At 60.3% G+C, this 1,318-nt stretch carries 2 protein-coding genes; both read left to right on the forward strand.

Annotated elements, in window-relative coordinates; translation table 11 throughout:
• On the forward strand, positions 1–602 hold a 602-nt coding region (locus tag WH91_RS04230; protein WP_046169772.1), incomplete at its 5' end, for an IS5 family transposase.
• Positions 603–716: 114 nt separating this feature from the next.
• On the forward strand, positions 717–1,318 hold a 602-nt coding region (locus WH91_RS04235; RefSeq protein WP_046169773.1), incomplete at its 3' end, for an IS110 family transposase.

Genomic DNA, 1,318 nt, shown 5'->3' on the forward strand with positions numbered 1-1,318 from the left:
TGCGCAGCCACTCCTACGACTGGCGGGACAGTGGCCTGCTGCCGACGATCAACCACCTGCTGGTGATGGCGGCGCGCCAGCAGGCCGGCCGCGATGCTTCGCCCAGCGCGGGCGTCATCGACAGCCAGAGCGTCAAGACCACTGAGAGCGGCGGGATTTCCGGCTATGACGCGGGCAAGAAAGTGAAGGGTCGCAAAAGGCATAACATCACCGACACCTGCGGCTTCCTGGTATTCATCCTGGTCCACGCCGCCGATATCCAAGACCGGGATGGGGCCGTCGATGTCCTCAAAGCCATCCGATATCGCTTCCCCTGGCTGCGCCATGTTTTTGCCGATGGCGGCTATGCAGGGGACAAACTCAAAGCCGCTCTCCAGGCCCATGGAAGCTGGACCCTGGAGATCATCAAGCGATCCGACACCGCGAAAGGTTTCGTGCTTTTGCCCCGGCGCTGGGTGGTCGAACACACCTTCGCATGGCTCGGCCGGTGCCGCCGCCTCGCGAAGGACTGGGAACGATCCATCGAAAGCTCAACCGCTTGGGCAACCATCGCCAGCATCCGCATGCTCACCCGAAGAATCGCACGACTTTCAACTCATTGAATAACTTTTGAATCGGGCTCTCAAGAAGGGCCTGACGCACTGTCTTCTTACGGTCTTGTCCAGGAATCCGGTCACGGCCGAGCCGTCATGTTGGTCGGCAACCGGAGTATATTCATGGAAGAAGAACCTGACGACGCGCGACGCCTTGTTGTTGGCGGCGTCGATACCCACAAAGATCTTCACATCGCCGCTGTAGTTGACGAGCGTGACCGGGTCCTGGGCAGCGGCTGCTTCGCCAGCACCCGGCAGGGATATAAACAGATGCTCACCTGGATGCGCTCGTATGGTGAGCTCGAGCGCGTTGGCATCGAATGCACCGGAACCTATGGAGCTGGTCTGCTCAGATACATGCAGCAGGCCAGCGTTACAGTGCTGGAGGTCACGAAACCGGACAGAACCGATCGCCGCAAACGAGGCAAGGATGATACCTTCGATGCCGAAAATGCCGCCCATGCGGCCTATGCCGGAATCCGTACTGTCACCCCCAAGAGCCGCGATGGTATGATCGAAGCGCTCCGCGTCCTGAAAGTCTGCCGAAAAACGGCCGTATCGGCACGGTGCACAGCCCTTCAACTCATCCAGGCAACGATCGTCGCTGCGCCGGATGACCTCCGCCAGGTGCTGCGCTCCGTGACGCGCATGCAACTTGTTCGAACGCTGGCAGCGTGGCGCCCAGACCTGTCAGACTCTCGCGATCTGACCACAGCATATCGCAT

The organism is Devosia psychrophila (assembly GCF_000971275.1).
Taxonomy (GTDB): Bacteria; Pseudomonadota; Alphaproteobacteria; order Rhizobiales; family Devosiaceae; genus Devosia; species Devosia psychrophila.